This is a genomic window from Aquabacter sp. (assembly GCF_965279295.1).
GTDB lineage: Bacteria > Pseudomonadota > Alphaproteobacteria > Rhizobiales > Xanthobacteraceae > Aquabacter.
On record NZ_CBDIHQ010000017.1, the window covers coordinates 301,368 to 315,469 of the forward strand.

Sequence of the window (14,102 nt, forward strand, 5' to 3'; positions counted from 1 at the left end):
CTCGCCGTTTGTCTTTGGACAGCAAGTGCAGCGCGGTCCAAAACAAGGAGAACGGGATGGCACAGACAAAGGCGAAGGGCACCTCCAATCGCGGCTTTGCGGCGATGGACGCCGAAAAGCAGCGGGCGATCGCTCGCAAGGGCGGCGAGAGCGTGCCGGCGGAGAAGCGCAGTTTCTCCCAGGATCGGGCGCTGGCATCCGCAGCCGGCCGCAAAGGCGGCCAGAGCGTCGCCGATGAGGATCGCAGCTTCTCACGCGACCGGGATCTTGCATCGCAGGCCGGACAGAAGGGCGGGCAGGCCTCCCATACTGGTCGCTCCTGACGCGGCGACGGGGAGGGTACTCTGCGCGGGCAACATTTCTGATGCGAAATGGAACTCGATGCGGATCGAGGCGTTGTGTCCTTCATGGAAGGGTCGACAAGCAGTCCCCGATCCACGTTCGTCGCGCTGAAGCGTTCGCAAGAGCGCCTCGCGGACGGGCATGCGCCGGGGGCGCGGGATTGCGCGAGGGGGAGCCAGCGTGTTTCATCCAGAGGAAACGGATAGCAGAAGCCCCATGAATCTGCCCAAGACGACATCCGCTAAAGACGCGGCGGATCTACGCTCTCAGGTTCTGGAGCTGCTTCCTGCGCTTCGCGCTTTTGGCCGTTCGCTGACGCGAAATCGGACAGAGGCTGACGACTTGGTGCAGGAAACACTTCTCAAGGCCTTGTCGAACATCGACAAATTCGATCCGGGCACCAATCTTCGGGCTTGGCTGTTCACCATTCTGCGCAACACCTATTACACCGAGATCCGCAAGCGCCGGCGTGAGACCGACGGCATCTCCACCTTGTCTCAGCAGGATTCCAACATGGGTCCGGGGCAGGAATGGGCGGTGACGCTGCGCAGTCTCAAGGAAGCCTTGGAACTGCTGCCTGCCGACCAGCGCGAGGCTCTGGTACTGGTGGGTGCTGCTGGGCTTTCCTATGAGGAAGCGGCCGATGTCTGCCAATGCGCACTCGGCACAATCAAGAGCCGCGTCAACCGCGCCCGTGCCAAGCTTTTGGTGCTGATGGGTGCCGAGGAGACCGCTGATGTGGTCGAAGGCGATGCCCTTGCCATGTCGGCTGCGCGAATTTCATCCGCCGCGCGAAGCTGATCGTGCTGCCCTTCACGGGCAAATTCTCTGAAGAATAAACAGCCGCCCACCGGTGCCCACCGGTGGGCGGTTTGTTTTTGCGTGGCTGTGGTCGGCTTGGCTCCGGGTGCGTCTTCTGCGGGCCGTCTTAAACAGGCCGGCTGGAAAACCAGCGATCTCTGCCAGCTGGCAGAGACGGACGAGCTATTATTCAGTGTCCAACCAAGCACAAAAAAGCCCGCGCGAAAGTCGCGCGGACCAAACTGCAAACCATCGACGAGGATCAGTCGTCTTTGCCGGACGCATGTCCGTCGGCAAAATCGGACGGTTCGTTTTCGCCCGGCGTGTCGGCTGGGCGAGTTTCGAACGCTCCCTGAAGCTGTGCGGCGAGCTTCATCAGCTCATCCGGCACATCTTCATTGGTGTAGTCGTCGAACAACTGCCGGAGTTCCTTGCCCAGGAGATCCTGGCGCGCGGAAATATCCCGCCTGTGAGGGGCCCGCATTACGCCTCCCTCTTTCTGGTCTTGCGTCATGGGAAGGTCTGGCCGCTGCTGTCGCATGGAAGATCTTCGATTGCTGGCACGAAACGGTGTGGGCTCAATTCAAAACCCACATCCCATCCACGCGCACGGGAGGTTAAACGGTAGCTCTGCGGTGCGCTTCTAACAAGCCCGGCCGTCAGTCTCGATAAAGGCGAGAGACGGGGGGAGAAGTCATGGCGTCGTCCTCGTCCCATTTCTCGTCCTTTTTAATGTGAGGCCCCTCCGTCTGGGGCCCCTCACCATCCATCGCCGCGCTCGCATTCCGCAGGCGCCTGCGCTCGTCATCAGGGCCGTGCTCGCGCTGGCGCCGGTAATCTCGCGCCGCTGCGGCGGGCTCGAACTCCGGTTGGTCATAGCCTTGAGGCGAAGATGTCGGTTTCCAATCCTGGATCGACGTCCCGCTGTTTCTGTCGCTGTTCCGAGGCATCGGCATTGCCGTCCTCCCATCTTCAGAAGCCTTGTCGATTGGAAACGACTCTCAAGGCTCTTTGTTCCAGGGAGTCTGGTCGCTGACGCAAAAAATCCGACACCTTTTCATGCAGCACGGGTCACGCGGTCGAATGTCACTTTTGAAGCTCGATTGGATCAAGGCTTTCGCATCCAAACGAACGGCCTCGCTTTAGGTTCCTGCGGCAAAAAGGCATGTTTTCTCGCTGCCTCGCGCGCGGTTGGGCCGCTTCATTCGTTCGGCGCGTCGAGTCAGTACGGATGCCCCATCAGGGGGATGGACAGAGTTCGTCGGTATCCTGCGGAACCGGAATCTCCATTGCTACGTTTTCATTTTCAAGACACGCGGCGACGTTTCGCTGAGGTCATCTCAGACACCGTGGCCGACACGGGCGCAATTCGTGCCCCCATTATCGTCATGAATTAGCAAGATAGGAGATAACGTCATGTTGGGTTGGGCTCTCACGTTCCTCGTCGTGGCGCTGATCGCCGCTGTTCTTGGTTTTGGCGGCATTGCCGGCACTGCGATTGGCATTGCGAAGATCATTTTCTTCGTCGCAATCGTTCTGTTCCTGATTTCTGCCGTGTTCGGCCTTCTGCGCGGCCGCGGGCCGCGGATCAATTGATCCCTCACCCCGCTACAGCCGCATCAAGTTAGCAAAAGGACAATGGCCTCCGGGGCTCCGGGGGCCTATTGTCCGGGCCTGAACTGAAAGCGGTTAATTATGCGGCGCCTGACCGTCGAACACAGAACTATTTATCGTTATGCCGAGCCTGTGCACTTCGGTCAGCACCGGCTCATGCTGCGTCCCCGCGACAGTCACGGCCTTCGTCTGCACGAAGCGACCATCACGCTCTCGCCGACCGGGACTGTCAAATACATCTACGACGTTTTCGGAAATTCCATCGCGATCGTCGATTTCGACGGACCGGGCAGTGAGCTTCGGATCGAAAGCGTCCTGGAACTTGACAGCTACGCCGCGCCGCAGCTGGAGGTGCTCCTTGAGCCGGGAGCCGCCACCTACCCCTTCGTCTATGACAGCGACGATCGCTTCGATGCCTCGCAGATGCTCACCCGCTATCACCAGGACAATGGTGAGGTGAAAGCGTGGGTCGGCACCTTCATAACGCTCGGCGAGAGCGTGGGGACGCTTGATCTGCTCCAGCGCATCAACGCCGCGATCAAAGACGATTTCACTTATAATGCGCGGTATGAGGAGGGCACCCAGCCCCCCGATAAGACCCTTCAGCTTCGCTCCGGCACCTGCCGGGACTTCGCACTGCTGTTCATCGAGGCGGTTCGCGAGCTTGGCTTCGCGGCACGTTTCGTTACGGGCTACCTCTATACCCCTCATCTGGATCTCAATATCGATCTCTGCGAGGAAATCCGGGGTGCGGGCTCGACCCATGCTTGGGCCGAGGTTTACCTGCCCGGCGCCGGCTGGATCGATTTCGACCCCACCAACGCGCTGATCGGCACCGACCATCTGGTGCGGGTGGCAGTGGTGCGCGATCCGCGGCAGGCCTCGCCCATCGTCGGTACGTTTTCCGGCGCGGCCAATGCCTTCATCGCCATGGATGTTGAGGTGTTCGTCTCCACCCGCACGCCGGTCGAACTCGATATCCGCGACGACGAGGACGATACGCGAATTGCGGAAGAGCTTATCGAAGAGGTCCCGGAAGAGGTCGTAGCGGAAAACGAAGAGGACGCCCGCGATGAGCGCGTGGGCGAATCCGACCGGGTGGCCTGACGGCCAAAAAATGGCAGCAAAAAAAACGGCGGGCTACCGAAGCAAGCCCGCCGTCACAGTATACCTGGAGGCGTCGATGACAGTGATCGACACCTGATCAACGCCGAGCGGGCCGTCCGGTTCCAGCCAGCTCAAAAATAATCACGCGGGTTTAAAATAAAACGGGGCGCACAAGGCGCCCCGTTTTGTCGTCGTGTTTCAGTTCGCCCGTTGGACGAAATAGCTCAGGGGCAGGCCACTCGGAAGGAATTGCCGTAAGCGTCGCGCGCCCAGCAAGCCTTCGGGGTGGTTGCCGCGCCGACGATGGCGCCGGTCGCGCCGCCGAGGACGCCGCCCACCACTGCGCCGCCGGCGCTGCCGGTGGCAAGGCCGCCGATCAGTGCGCCTGCGCCCGCTCCCATCAGACCACCGCCGACGGCGCGGTCAGATTCGGAGTATTGGCTGCATCCGCCCAGGGCCAGTGCCGCCGCCATAACGATGATTGCCGCCCTCATTTTATTCTCCACATCCTTCTCGCCGGCTGTGCCGGGATGGTCCGACCGATTTAACGCGTCTTCGCAGACGGTCGGCGGACAATTCCGCCTCGCGAAGATCCACCTTGCCGGTGGGGCTTCTGCACCACCAAGCTAAGCACAAGTGCCGCCACCAAGCCTACCCCCCAGGGCAGCAAACAGCGCCGGACCGGGGTGGCGAACAACCAAATCCTGTGTACGCTCCGCAGCTTCGTCGAACTCGCTGCGAAGCTGGCGCTGGCCTTTTATAGCAGCCGAGAGGCCGCTGCGGGCCAGTGCGCCGGCCTGCGAACCCAATTCCTCCGCGTGGGCCGTCAAGCCTTCCACAGTGTCGTGGGCATAACGTCGCGCATTCTTGCGAGGGCCACGCGTCGTCTCTTCGGCGGCATCCGCCAACGCTTCTCCAAGCAGGGCCACGTCATGCCGTAGCGTTTCGAGTCGCTGCGCGATGTCGTGGGTTGAAGAGCGCGATCCCATTCCGAACATAAGCTGTCTCCGTATGGCGGTGAGGAAACGCCGATTGACGGCGAAGGTTCCGGTCAGAGACAGCGGGCGCTGCAACAATTCCTGTGGTGCAGACTGCGCTGCTTTTCGCATCATGGCTTTTTATTGATCGTTTGAAATGGAACCTGAGGCGAAGCTTGGGGTTTTAACTGCATCCATCCAAGCGCCATAGGCATGTCTCAGTCGATTTTGTGAGGGATTGCCGGGTGCTTTTGAGAGGCGCGTTCCGGCCCATGTCCTTCCCGATGCCGTCTTCCGTGCATGATTTCCGCGCTCCGGCGGGCGCCTCCGGCGAAGCTTTGGTCGAGATTTCCCTCGAGGATGTTGCTGCATTGCTCCATCCCTCGCGCACCGCCTTCTTCTTTGATGTCGACGGCACGCTGATCGATATCGCGCCCCATCCCGACGCAGTATACGTGTCCAAGATGCTGGTGGATGATCTCGACCGGCTCTCTGCCGCCAGTGATGGCGCGGTGGCGCTGGTCAGCGGCCGAGAGGTCGCTGTGCTCGATCGGCTGTTCCAGCCTTTGGAGATGTCTGTGTCCGGCGTCCATGGCGCCCAATTCCGCCGCCGGCCTGGCGGCGAGATGTCCTTGGTCGAGGATCTCCCGCAGGGCATCCGCAGCGCGCTGAAGGCACTCGCCGCGACCTTCTCCGGGGTGCTGGTTGAGGACAAAGGCGCCAGCGTCGCACTGCACTACCGCAACGATCCGGGCATCGCCTCTGTGCTTGAGGACCGCATCGCAAAGGTGGTGAGCGCAGATGCACGCACCCTGACGGTGCTGCCGGGACGCATGGTGTTCGAGGTGAAGCGGCGTGGCCACGACAAGGGTGCCGCCGTTCGTGCCTTCATGTCCGAACCGCCGTTTGCCGGGCGGACCCCGGTTTTTATCGGCGACGATGTTACTGACGAAGCCGGGTTCGCCGCCGTTCGCGAATTGGACGGGATTGCCATTTCAATCGGTCGGCGCTTGCCTGGTGCCGACTTCACATTGCCCCAAGCCGAGGACGTGCGTGCGCTCGTCAAGCACCTCGCCCATTTCTTCGAACGGAGGGATTGATCGTGTCGCGCCTTATTCTGGTTTCCAACAGGGTCGCGGTCCCCCAGGCCGGCGGTAAGGCGGTTGCGGGTGGTCTGGCCGTGGCCGTGAATGCGGCGCTGAAGAATCGCTCCGGCGTGTGGTTCGGGTGGAGCGGCCGAATCACTGAGGAACCCTCGGATCGTCCCATCGTCACCACGAGGAGCAAGGTGAAATATGCGGTGATCGATCTGAAAGACAGCGATTACCAGGAATATTACAACGGCTTCGCCAATCGCGTGCTATGGCCGACCCTGCATTACCGGGTGGATCTCGCAGAATTCCAGCGCGCCGACCTGTCCGGCTATATCAGAGTGAACCGGCTCTTCGCCGAGCATGTCTCCAAGATCATCCAGCCCGACGACGTCATCTGGGTGCACGACTACCACATGATGCCGCTGGCGAAATATCTGCGCGAGCGCGGGCACAAGAACCGCATTGGCTTCTTCCTGCATATCCCCATGCCACCGCCCGAGTTGATCCAGACGCTGCCGCGCCATGGGGAGACCCTCGGTGCCCTGGCCCATTATGATCTTCTCGGCTTCCAGACCGAGAATGACCGGGACAATTTCGGCCGCTACCTGGTCACCCGGGGTGGTGAGGAGACCAGCACGCCGGGCGTCTACGAGGTCGCCGGGCGCCGCGTCATCGTCGGCGCCTTTCCGGTCGGCATCGAGACGGAGGCGTTTGCCCGCCGCGCCCGGCATGCGGGGCGCACCAATTACGTCAAGACGTTCCGGCAGAGCGTGGGCAATCGCAAGCTGATCATCGGCGTCGATCGCCTGGATTATTCCAAGGGCATTCCCCATCGCCTCGAGGCATATGAGGAAATGCTGCGCACCTCGCCGGAATGGCACGATAAGGTGACATTTGCCCAGATCACGCCGAAAAGCCGGACCGAAGTGCCGGAATATGTCCAGATGGACCGCTTCGTCACCCACAAGGCAGGCCAGATCAACGGCACCTATGGCGATGTCGCGTGGACCCCGCTGCGCTATGTGAACCGCACCTATTCACGCTCCGCCCTCGCCGGCTTCTACCGCGCCGCGCAGGTGGCCATGGTGACGCCGCTGCGCGACGGCATGAACCTCGTCGCCAAAGAGTTCGTCGCGGCGCAGGACCCGGCCGACCCCGGCGTTCTGGTCCTCTCGCAATTCGCGGGCGCGGCGGCGGAATTGTCGTGCGGTGCCCTCATGGTCAATCCGCACGAGACCGAAGGCATGGCCCAGGCGCTCAAGCGGGCTCTGGACATGCCGCTGCAAGAACGACGCGAGCGGTATGAGCGGATGATGACGGTGCTGCTGCGGCAGGACATCGACCAATGGGCCGAGTCGTTCCTAGACGCGTTGATTCCTGCGGAAAAGCCCGAAAAATCGGTGGCCCCGACGCTGCCCCTGCCGCGACCGATGCTGCAGGGGGCGGGATATAGCGGCTGGCATGGGGTCCACGGCCCTCAGCGGTGAGCCGCGTTCAGATGTAATCCACGAAGGACTTCATCTGGTCCTCCGAGAGGTCGCGCATCTGCGCCAGCGTGTAGGTGTCGAGCACGGTGCCCATGGCATCGCGCACGCGCACCATGAGCCGGCGCACCTCGCAATTGGGGACGTCGCAATCCTCGCATGGGATGTAGGCGTTGCGGCTTGCGCAGGGGAAAGGTGCAAGGGGGCCGTCCAGCGCGCGGATCATTTCGCCGACGATGATTTCGTCGGCTGGCTTGCCGAGGCGGTAACCGCCGAGCTTGCCCTTCTTGCTGGCGAGGAAGCCGGCATTGCGCAGTTCGTTGAGGATGACGTCGAGAAATTTCTTCGGGATGTGGTTGATATCGGCGATCTCCGCCACCTGCACCGACCCGCCAGGGGGCAGGCGCGCAAGAAAGACCGCCGCCTTGAGACCGTACTTTCCCTTTTTCGTCAGCATTAAAAACCTCGACGCGGCGGCTTATGGGGCGCCCGCCGCGCCCGGTCAACAGGCTCTATATAATCATTTCTTTTCTAAAAGCGCCGTGGCGATAGCGAGCAACATCTCATCCTTGCCGTAGGGGGCGATGAACGAGAGCCCGACAGGGCAGCCATCCAACGTGCCCAGTGGCAGGGAGATCTGCGGCACGCCGGCGTGTCCCGCGGGCGAGAGCAGTTCCAGCGCCCGCGCGCGGAAGGTCTCAAGCTGGTCGCCGGGGGTGTCGCGCAGAGGCGCGATGCCGGGCGCGGTGGGCAGGACAATGATGGTGTCTTCGCCCAGCACCGCGTTGATGCGCGCCCGCGCCTCGGCCCGAACCCCTTGCGCCGCCGCGACTTCTGCCGGATCGAGATGGGCGGCGGCAGCGAACCGCTCCCGCACGCCGGGGCCGAATTGGGGGCGCACCTCTTCCACCCACGCGCCATGGGAGGTCCAGGCTTCATCGGACTGCACCAAGCGGAAGGCATTGCGCCAGGCCGGCAGGCCACCCTGCGCCAGATCGATGGTCTGCATTTCGCCGAACAGAGCCACAGCCTGCGCCAGCGCCGGCTCAAGGGCCGCCGCGACCTCCGCGCCGGCCGCCGCGAACAGATCGCTCGCGATCAGGAAGCGGCCGGGCGCGCCCACCGTCGCCAGACCGCCGAACAAAACCGCCCCAACCTGCGCGAACAAATCGGGGTCGCGCGCGAACCAGCCAACCGAATCATAAGATGGCGCCAGCGGAACCGCGCCGTCGATCGGGATGCGGCCATGGGTCGGGCGCATCCCGATAACGCCGCAATAGCTGGCGGGGAGGCGAATGGAGCCGCCGGTGTCGGAGCCGATGGCGAAGTCCACCAGCCCGCCTGATGTCGCCGCCGCCGAGCCCGACGACGAGCCGCCGGGAATGCGCCCCGGCGCGGCGGGGTTGATGGGCGTGCCGTAATGGTGGTTTTCGCCGTTCAGGCTCCAGGCCAGCTCATCGGTGTGGGTCTTGCCCACCAGCGTGCCGCCGGCCGCCAGCAGATTGTCCACCAACGAGGCGCTTTTCTGCGGCACGGGGTGGGAGGCGAGCCAGTCCGGGCTGCCGGCTGCCGTGGGTATGCCCGCCACGTCGAAAAAGTCCTTCACCGCGAAAGTCCGGCCGGAAAGCGGGCCGTCAGACGTCGGCGCGCGCTCGAACAGGCCGTGGGCGACGAAGGCGTTGAGGGTATCGGTGACGGGCATAAGGCAGGCTTTCACGTTACGCGAAGAATTCAATGGGTCCTCATCCCAGGCAAAAATCCTGGGATGAGTGTGTTTGCGTCATCGGGCCGGCGTTGTCACCCCGGCGAATGCAAGGTCGGCAGAGGGCGCGTCATGGTGCGCCGTCCGCCCTTTATGGCGAACAGCGTCGGTGCCAGTTCCGCCACGGCCTGGGCGCGGCTTTCGCAATCCAGCGCCACAAGGTCTGCGGGATTGCCGACCGCGATGCCGTAATCCCCAAGGTTCATCAACTTGGCCGAGGAGGAACTCACCATGTCCAGGCAGTCCGCCATGCCGGCGGGCGTCCCCACCTGAGCGACGTTGGCATAGAGGTTGGCGATCCGCACCGTGGAGCAGTCGCCGAACGGGGTGAAGGGGTTCAGCACATTGTTGGTGGAGAGCGAGGTGGTGACGCCGATCTCCTTCAGCCGGTGCGCCAGGGCAACCCCGCGCGGCACCTTGTGGTCGTACTCCCGGCCGATCAGGAACAGGTCGGTGGCGGGCAGGGCCGTCAGCGCGACGCCGGCTTGCGCGAGGCGCCTGCCCAGCTCCATCAGCCGCGCCTCCGGCACCGCCGAGAGCTTGGTGACATGGCCGATGGCGACGCGCCCGCTCCAGCCGGTTTCCTCTGCGAGGCGGCAGACCTCCAGCAGGTCGAGATGGGAGGGGTCGAGGCCGAAATCGAGGTGGAAGTCGATGTCCACGTTGAACCGCTTGGCGAGGGCGAACACATGGGCGATCTGGCCGTGGCTGTCCTTGTCCATATAGGGCGCGCCGCCCACCACGTCGGCCCCCAGTTCCAGCGCCGCGACCATCACATCCTCGCAGCCGGGATCGTCCAGCAGCCCCTCCTGCGGGAAGACGCAGAGCTTGAGGTCGATGGCCCAGGCATAGGCTTTCCTGAGTTCTAGCAGCGCCTTCACCGAGGTGAGGCCGATGCGCGGGTCCACCTCCACATGGGTGCGCATGCGCTGGGTGCCCTGGAGAATGGACTTTTCCAGGGTGCTGGAGGCGCGCGTGTAGACGTCTTCCTCGGTAAATTCCTTCTTCGCCGCAGCCACCGCCGCGATCGCCTCGTCCAGCGTGCCCTTCTGGCAGGTGCAGCGACCCAGCAGGCAGGATTTGTCGAGGTGGATATGGGTTTCGCAGAACCCCGGCACCACCAGCCGTCCGCCCAAGTCCTCGGAGGGGCCGTCCGCCTCCAGCGTGGTGTCGATGGCGGCGAAGCGGCCGCCGCTGATGCCGATCTGGACGAGTTCGGTTTCGCGCCCCGCAATGCGGGCGTTTCGGAAGATCTGGTCGAACGCCATGATGGAAACTCCTTGAATGCGAATGGGGGCAATTAGTGCGGGGCAGGGCGGGCGCCGAGATAGGCGGCTTCGAGCGCCGCATCGCCGGTCAATTCGTCTGCGGTTCCGGTCTTCACGACGCGGCCGGATTCGAGCACGTAGCCGCGGTCCGCCACGGTGAGGGCGAGCGCCGCCATCTGGTCCACCAGCAGGATGGTCACGCCTTCCTCGCGCAGCTCCGCGAGCACGTCGAACACCTCGTTGATGATCGCGGGCGCAAGGCCGAGGGAGGGTTCGTCGGCCAGCAGGATGTCGGGCCGCGCCATCAGCCCGCGCGCCAACGCAAGCATCTGCTGCTCGCCGCCGGAGAGCAGGCCGGCGCGGCTGGAAATCCGCTCCCTGAGGCGCGGGAAGCGGCGAAGCTGCGCCTCAAGCTCGGCTTCCAGCGTCGCTGCGTCCGGCGCATCGATGCGGGCGGAGGCGCCAAGCAGGATGTTGTCGCGCACCGACAGTTCGGGGAAGACCTGCCGGCCCTCCGGCACCAAAGCGAGGCCCCGGCGGGGCGATGCGATGGGCGGGCAGGGCGCTGATGCGCGCGTCGCGCAGCACGATATCTCCCGACACCGGCCGCAGCAGGCCGCTCACTGCTTTCATGATGGTGGACTTGCCGGCGCCGTTCGCGCCCAGCAGCGCCACCAGTTCGCCGGGGCGCACATCGATATTCACGTTCTCGAGGACCGGTGCCGCGCCATAGCCGGCGGACAGGTTCACCACCGAGAGCACGGCATCCTGCGGGCCGGACCAGGGGGCCGCGCGGCCACGGGCGCGGGACTTGGTGCCGCCGAGATAGGCGGCGATGACGTTCGGGTCCTCGCGCACCACGCCAGGCGCTCCCGCCGCGATCGGCCGACCGGCGTCCAGCACCACCACATGATCGGACACGCCCATGACCATGGCCATGTCGTGTTCCACCAGGATCACCGCGATGCCCGCCTGCGCGATCCGCCGGAGCAGCAGCCCGAGGGCGTCCTTGTCGCCCCGCATCAGGCCGGCCGCGGGCTCATCCAGCAGAAGAACGCGTGGTCGGGTGGCCAGCGCGCGGGCAATCTCCACCAGCCGCCGGTCCACATGCGGCAGGTCATCGGCACGCGCCGCGATGGGGCCGGCGTAGCCGACGAAAGCGAGAAGGGCTTCGGCGATGTCTAAGTCGCGCAGGACGTTCCGTTTTTCCCCCTCCCCCCTTGAGGGGGGAGGGCAGGGTGGGGGGTATCTCTCCCCTAAGTCCGGCAGCGGTGGTCTGAGCGGCGCCATACCCCCCACCCCGACCCTCCCCCTCAAGGGGGGAGGGAGACAAAGAGGGAGAAAGAGATTTGGCCTGCGCCAAGCCGATCCGCACGTTATCCAGCACCGACAGCGTGCCGAACAATTGCGTCGTCTGGTAGGTGCGGGCGATGCCGGCCCGGGAGACCTTGTAGGCGGGCGCGCCCGCCAGATCGGGGCCGTCCCCCAGGCGGATCGATCCGGCTGCGGGCTTGTAGAAGCCGCCGATCATGTTGAGCACGGTGGTCTTGCCGGCCCCGTTCGGGCCGATCACCGACGTGACTGCGCCGGGCAGGGCGCTGAACGAGACATCGCGGGCCGCCTGCACCCCGCCGAATGAAATGCCGAGGCCCTTCACCTCCAGCGGCGCCGGAGTTTGGGGCCGCAGAAAAGCGGCGACATCGGCGTCGGCTTGAAAGCCCGTTTTTCGCCGGGCGCGGGTCCAGCCGGCGCAGTGGGCGGGCGATGGCACCGACAATGCCTTCGGGGGCGATCCACAGCACCACCAGCAGCATGACGCCGAACAGCAGCAGGCGATATTCCGCAAGGCCCGACAGCAGTTCCGGCAGGCCCGTCACCACCAGGGCGCCGATGACCGGGCCGAGCACGGTGCCCGCCCCGCCGACCACCACCGCGAACAGAAACAGGATGGACTGGGAAAACGGAAACGATCCGGGGCTGATGAACATGAGCAGCGGCGCGAATACCGCGCCCGCAAGGCTCGCGAGCGCGGCCGAGAGCGCGAACGCCAGCGTCTTCAGACCCACCGGATTGAGGCCGATGGATTGCGCCGCCACTTCGCTGTCACGCACCGCTCGCATGGCCCGGCCGAGCCGGCTTTGCGAGAGCAGCCAGAAGCCGAGCAGCGACAAGGTGGCGAGCGCCAGCGAGAGCAGCGCCATTTCCCGCTCGGCGAATATCAGGCCACCGAGGGTGGGTGGCATGATGCCCATGAGCCCGTTGGCGCCGCCGGTCACATCCTTCCATTCGATCAGCCCGTGCTCGACGATGAAGGCGAAGGCGATCGTCACCATGGCGAGATACGGCCCGCTCACGCGCAGTGCCGGCAGCGCCAGCAAGGCGCCAATCGCGCCGGTCACCAGGACCGCCACGGGGAGCGCGGCGAAGAAGTCCCAGCCTTTCAGGATCAGGATGCCGGAGACATAGGCGCCGATGGCGTAGAAACCGACATGGCCGAGCGAGACCTGGCCGGCGAGGCCGAGCAGGATGTTCAGCCCCACACCGACGATCACGGTCAGCGCCACCAGGGCCAGCACGAACAGCGTGTAGCTTTCCCAAGTGAAGGCGAAGCCGGCGATGAGCGCGGCACCGGCCAGAATGGCGGCGGGAAGAAGAAAGCGGCGCATCCCTAGACCTTTTTCACCGCCGCCCGGCCGAACAGGCCGTTGGGCATGAAGGCCAGCGCCGCGATGACCGCTGAGAACACCAGGATCTGGGTGTAGGAGGAGCCAAGGAACGAGGTGATGAGGGCTTCCGCCAGCCCGTAAAGGAACCCCGCCATCATGATGCCGGAGGCCGAGCCGATGCCGCCCAGGATCGCGACGGCGAAGGCCTTGATTCCGAACATCAGTCCCATGTCGGAGGAAACTGAGAGCAGAGGCGCGATGAGCATGCCCGCGACCGCCGCAAGCACCGCCGAGGCGGCGAACGACAGCGCGATGGCGCGCCTGACATCAATGCCCATCAGCCGCGCGGCGGACGGGTTCTGCACCAAGGCCAGCAGCCGCTTGCCCGCGCGGGTGTGGCGCAGCAGGACATGCAGGCCGACCGCGATGGCGATGCCCACAACCGGGATGACAAGCTGGAGCGGATAGACCCCAGCGCCGAACAGACTGACCGGCTTCTGGGCGAGCAGCGAGGGCAGGGAGCGGGGCTCCTTGCCGAAGGTGAACATCACCGCATTGTCGAGGATGATGCCCCCCGCCACCGTCGCCATCAGCCAGGCGTTGGACCCACGCTCGGCGAACGGCCGCACCAGGAAGCGTTCCACCGCAAGGCCGAACAGCGCCGCCAGCAGCAGTGCCCCGAGAATGGCAGCGGGAAGCGGCCAGGAAAGCGTAATCCAGAGTGTGTAGCAGAGCACGGCGCCCAGCATCACCGAGGAGCCCTGGGAGAAGTTCACGGTGTTCGAGACCGCGAAGGTGACGTGATAGCCCAGCGCGATCAGCCCATACATGGCGCCGAGCGAGAGGCCCGAGACGATGGCGGAGACGATCAGCATGGGGGCCTCCTCGGCTCTTGTTGTTGGGTGTTGTTCATCCCCTCTCCCGCCGATTTCCCCCTCCCCCCTTGAGGGGGGAGGGCAGGGTGGGGGGTAGCTCCCCGCTTGGTTC

Annotated in this window: 13 protein-coding genes and 1 pseudogene; 6 read left to right on the plus strand and 8 right to left on the minus strand. The window is 64.5% G+C overall.

The genetic code is table 11. The features are described 5' to 3' along the window. The first annotated feature begins 56 nt into the window (after positions 1-56). A complete protein-coding gene (locus tag ADADO0_RS16030; RefSeq protein ID WP_511306177.1) occupies positions 57-323 on the plus strand; it encodes a con-10 family general stress protein in 267 nt (88 codons plus the stop codon). Between the two features lie 235 nt (positions 324-558). Beyond that, a complete protein-coding gene (locus ADADO0_RS16035) occupies positions 559-1,143 on the plus strand; it encodes a sigma-70 family RNA polymerase sigma factor (RefSeq protein WP_511306178.1) in 585 nt (194 codons plus the stop codon). Between the two features lie 262 nt (positions 1,144-1,405). Here the strand turns inward: ADADO0_RS16035 and ADADO0_RS16040 are convergent, their stop codons facing one another. Next, positions 1,406-1,657: a NepR family anti-sigma factor gene (locus ADADO0_RS16040; RefSeq protein ID WP_511306179.1), complete on the minus strand. Its 252-nt coding sequence runs from the start codon at positions 1,655-1,657 to the stop codon at positions 1,406-1,408. Between the two features lie 902 nt (positions 1,658-2,559). On the opposite strand from ADADO0_RS16040, the gene ADADO0_RS16045 reads away from it, so the two are divergent. Beyond that, positions 2,560-2,739, plus strand: a complete 180-nt coding sequence (locus ADADO0_RS16045; protein WP_511306180.1) for a DUF1328 domain-containing protein — start codon at positions 2,560-2,562, stop codon at positions 2,737-2,739. 99 nt (positions 2,740-2,838) lie between these two features. Beyond that, entirely contained in the window at positions 2,839-3,864 is a 1,026-nt protein-coding gene (locus tag ADADO0_RS16050; protein WP_511306181.1) for a transglutaminase family protein, read from the plus strand. Between the two features lie 224 nt (positions 3,865-4,088). Here the strand turns inward: ADADO0_RS16050 and ADADO0_RS16055 are convergent, their stop codons facing one another. Continuing rightward, on the minus strand, positions 4,089-4,358 hold the full coding sequence (locus ADADO0_RS16055) for a YMGG-like glycine zipper-containing protein (protein WP_511306182.1): 270 nt from the start codon (positions 4,356-4,358) through the stop codon (positions 4,089-4,091). Positions 4,359-4,490: 132 nt separating this feature from the next. Further along, positions 4,491-4,862: a hypothetical protein gene (locus ADADO0_RS16060; protein WP_511306183.1), complete on the minus strand. Its 372-nt coding sequence runs from the start codon at positions 4,860-4,862 to the stop codon at positions 4,491-4,493. 251 nt (positions 4,863-5,113) lie between these two features. Here ADADO0_RS16060 and otsB point away from each other — a divergent pair, with 251 nt between their 5' ends. Both otsB and otsA read left to right on the plus strand, forming a co-directional pair. Then, positions 5,114-5,941, plus strand: coding sequence for a trehalose-phosphatase (gene otsB / locus ADADO0_RS16065; RefSeq protein ID WP_511306184.1), 828 nt, complete (start codon positions 5,114-5,116; stop codon positions 5,939-5,941). A gap of 2 nt (positions 5,942-5,943) precedes the next feature. Then, on the plus strand, positions 5,944-7,422 hold the full coding sequence (otsA, locus tag ADADO0_RS16070; protein WP_511306185.1) for an alpha,alpha-trehalose-phosphate synthase (UDP-forming): 1,479 nt from the start codon (positions 5,944-5,946) through the stop codon (positions 7,420-7,422). A 7-nt stretch (positions 7,423-7,429) separates the two neighbouring features. Here the strand turns inward: otsA and ADADO0_RS16075 are convergent, their stop codons facing one another. From ADADO0_RS16075 to ADADO0_RS16095, 5 genes and pseudogenes are all read right to left on the minus strand, one after another. Then, entirely contained in the window at positions 7,430-7,876 is a 447-nt protein-coding gene (locus tag ADADO0_RS16075) for an RrF2 family transcriptional regulator (RefSeq protein WP_511306186.1), read from the minus strand. A 63-nt stretch (positions 7,877-7,939) separates the two neighbouring features. Continuing rightward, positions 7,940-9,154, minus strand: coding sequence for an amidase (locus ADADO0_RS16080; protein ID WP_511306187.1), 1,215 nt, complete (start codon positions 9,152-9,154; stop codon positions 7,940-7,942). Between the two features lie 62 nt (positions 9,155-9,216). Then, on the minus strand, positions 9,217-10,449 hold the full coding sequence (locus tag ADADO0_RS16085) for an amidohydrolase family protein (RefSeq protein ID WP_511306188.1): 1,233 nt from the start codon (positions 10,447-10,449) through the stop codon (positions 9,217-9,219). A 32-nt stretch (positions 10,450-10,481) separates the two neighbouring features. After that, positions 10,482-13,115: pseudogene (locus tag ADADO0_RS16090) on the minus strand (branched-chain amino acid ABC transporter ATP-binding protein/permease). 2 nt (positions 13,116-13,117) lie between these two features. Continuing rightward, entirely contained in the window at positions 13,118-13,987 is an 870-nt protein-coding gene (locus ADADO0_RS16095; protein ID WP_511306548.1) for a branched-chain amino acid ABC transporter permease, read from the minus strand. Between the last annotated feature and the right edge of the window lie 115 nt (positions 13,988-14,102).